The following is a 2652-nucleotide window of genomic DNA, read 5'->3' on the forward strand; positions in this document are numbered from 1 at the left end:
AATGAGTAATATTTTTAACAAAAGCGTAGATGAAGCTTATAGCTATTTAGAAAATAAAGGCTTAAAAATAAGCTTTAAATATCACGAAATTAAAAAACAAGCACACGATCGTGCTTTTAGTGCAGCAGGCATTATGAAAACAGATGTATTAAATGATTTGCACGAAGAATTAAAAAAAGCTATGAAAGAAGGAAGAAATTTTAATGAGTTTAAAAACAATTTAAAAGAGCTTTTAACAAGTAAAGGTTGGTATGGTAAAAAAGAAATAACAAACCCAAAAACAGGAGAAAAACGCACTATAAACATCAATGCAAATCGCTTAAAAACAATTTATCATACCAATATGCAAAGTGCTTACGCAAAAGCAAGAGCAAAACAGCTTAGCACTTATTCTTACAAAACTTACTGGGTATATAAATGTGCACTTTTAGAAGATTCAAGAAGTGAGCATAAAAAAATGCACAATTGTGCTATACACAGAGATGATCCATTTTGGAAAACATCCTTTCCGCCTAATGATTATAATTGCAAATGTAAAGTCATAGCAGTAAGCGAAAAAGAAGCAAGGGCTAAATATAAAATTTTAGAAAATCCAAAAAGCATTGCTTCTAAAAATTTTGCTTATGATAAAAGAGAAAATTCACAAATCCCAAAAGAAACTAGAATAAGCTTAGATGAGAGCTTAGAAAATTTACCAAAAATACAAAATTATGAAAATTTAAGTGATAAAGAATTAATAGATAAGGTTTATGAAGCTTTTAATGTAAAAAAAGGAGATTTGCTTGTTGATAAAATAGGAGATGTAATAAGCTTAGATGATGATTTTTTTTATGATAAAAAGAAGCAGACTACTAAAATCAAAAAACAAAATAGGCATTTTTACTTAGACTACTTTCCAAAGCTTATTAATGACCCTGATGAGATTAGATTAAGTATGGATGCTGACCCTAGATTTAAAGGCTTTACTAAAAAAACTTATATTAAGTATTTTTATGATAATGGAGTAAAAGCTCTTGTGATGGTGCTAAATCAAAAAGGCAATCAAATCAATAATAAAACCATGTTTTTAAGTGAAGATAATAGCTATTTTAAAGAGATTTTAAATCAGGGGAAAACAATTTATAAAAAACAATAATCAATCAGCGACTAAGCCCTGAGCATGATGTTCCCGCGTCGCATCTGGGTTTTGGTTTAGATAAAATCTAGTCTATCCAAACATCGCTTAAAGCGACCAAAGGGCATAATGATTGACTTTTAGACATTATAAAAAATCTTATTTTAAAGTCTGCTTAAACAAAGTCCAAAGCATATCCTTAGTTTCTTCTTCCATTGCTCTGGCTACTCTTTTGTTTATATTTAAATTTTCATCGATGGGTAAAAAAGGTCTTGCTATTACATTTTTAGAGCCAAATTGATGCACTCTGGCATACGCAAAGCCTTTATAGGTGGCATTAAGTGCTACAAAAGCTCTATCATTTTCCACTCCACTATGTAAAGAGCTTTGCATAGAGCCTGTTGCAAAAAGCTTTTTAGTATGCATGATCTTTTGTGCTTTTCTTGAATTTAATGTACTTTGCTTTAAAGGTGCCCATTTTTTAGCATTAGAGTCTTGTTCTTTTTCTAGATTTTCTTTGCTTTCTTTATAAAGTGTTTCAGCAATTATTTCTTTTAAGATAATCTGCTTTTGTTCGTTTTCTAAATTTTCACATTTCTTTAAAAGATTTTCAAGACCCTTTAATTCAAAGCGTTTCATCAAAAAGTCCTTTTTGAGTTTCTTTTATATAGTATTTTGCCCAATTGTCTACTTTTATAAGTTCAATAGACATAAAAGTGTATCCGCACTTAATACATCTTCTAAATCTTTCATTGGTGTCTGATTTTATAGTTTTTAAAACTTTAGTTTTATCATTCGCACATCTAGGACAGATCAAAATAAATCCTTTAAAAAAGCTTTTAAAGGATTATATCTATTTTTAATTATTTTTTTTAGTTTTAACAATCTTTTCTAAAACTACAAGCATTATAGTGCAGTCTTTTTTGCTAAGAGTTTCAAGAGAGTATATATCTTTTTTTAAAGTTTTTTTACAAAGTTTGTAAAAACTAAAAATAGGCATTTTTGTTTGTTTTAATAAAGCTTTTAAATAAAAAAATTGTTTATTAGAACTAGCTTTTTTAAGCATTAATCTACCCTTAAAATCAGGTACGAAGTTTATATCATCTTTAATTTTACCATCAAAAATATCAAGCAAGATTTTAAGTTCATCTATGCTTAAATCTTTTGAGCTTAAAACCTCAAATCTTAAAGCTAAAAAATCTTGCCAAGCATTATTTTCTTTATAATATAAATACTCTTTGTGCATGTGTATTTTAGCTAGAAGTTGTTTTCTAAGCATTGCTTGTTTAGGACTCATAGCAAACCTCTTATATAGAGTTCTTTTTTTAAAAAGCTTCTACTAAGCCCACTTACACGAGAGAGCTTGGCTATATTTACTTTGCCATTTTTGTGTTTATAAAAGCCATTTTCATCATTTAAAACATCTTTTAAAAGTGTTTTAAAAGCCCTTAAAGCACCATTTCTTTTACTCATCTTTTCTTTCCTTGCTAAATAAAACTTAATCAAACCCACTAATTAGTGAGTTTTGTTAAATTTTT

Annotated in this window: 5 protein-coding genes; 1 reads left to right on the forward strand and 4 read right to left on the reverse strand. The window is 28.2% G+C overall.

Annotated elements, in window-relative coordinates:
• A partial coding sequence (locus AJ885_RS00285; protein ID WP_002870187.1) for a phage minor head protein occupies positions 1-1135 on the forward strand: 1135 nt, incomplete at its 5' end.
• A gap of 138 nt (positions 1136-1273) precedes the next feature.
• Here AJ885_RS00285 and AJ885_RS00290 read toward each other — a convergent pair.
• The 4 genes from AJ885_RS00290 to AJ885_RS00305 are packed head-to-tail and all read right to left on the reverse strand — an operon-like array spanning position 1274 to position 2587.
• On the reverse strand, positions 1274-1753 hold the full coding sequence (locus tag AJ885_RS00290; protein ID WP_052800544.1) for a phage virion morphogenesis protein: 480 nt from the start codon (positions 1751-1753) through the stop codon (positions 1274-1276).
• Positions 1740-1931, reverse strand: coding sequence for a hypothetical protein (locus tag AJ885_RS00295; protein ID WP_021358120.1), 192 nt, complete (start codon positions 1929-1931; stop codon positions 1740-1742). Before AJ885_RS00295 ends, AJ885_RS00290 begins: the two co-directional genes overlap by 14 nt.
• Before the next feature lie 42 nt (positions 1932-1973).
• On the reverse strand, positions 1974-2411 hold the full coding sequence (locus AJ885_RS00300; RefSeq protein ID WP_070280526.1) for a hypothetical protein: 438 nt from the start codon (positions 2409-2411) through the stop codon (positions 1974-1976).
• The gene (locus AJ885_RS00305; RefSeq protein ID WP_002864977.1) at positions 2408-2587 is read right to left on the reverse strand and encodes a hypothetical protein; all 180 of its coding nucleotides are present in this window, start codon (positions 2585-2587) and stop codon (positions 2408-2410) included. Before AJ885_RS00305 ends, AJ885_RS00300 begins: the two co-directional genes overlap by 4 nt.
• Positions 2588-2652: the final 65 nt, after the last annotated feature.

Origin of the sequence: Campylobacter sp. BCW_6464 (assembly GCF_001762775.1) — a bacterium.
Taxonomy (GTDB): domain Bacteria; phylum Campylobacterota; class Campylobacteria; order Campylobacterales; family Campylobacteraceae; genus Campylobacter_D; species Campylobacter_D jejuni.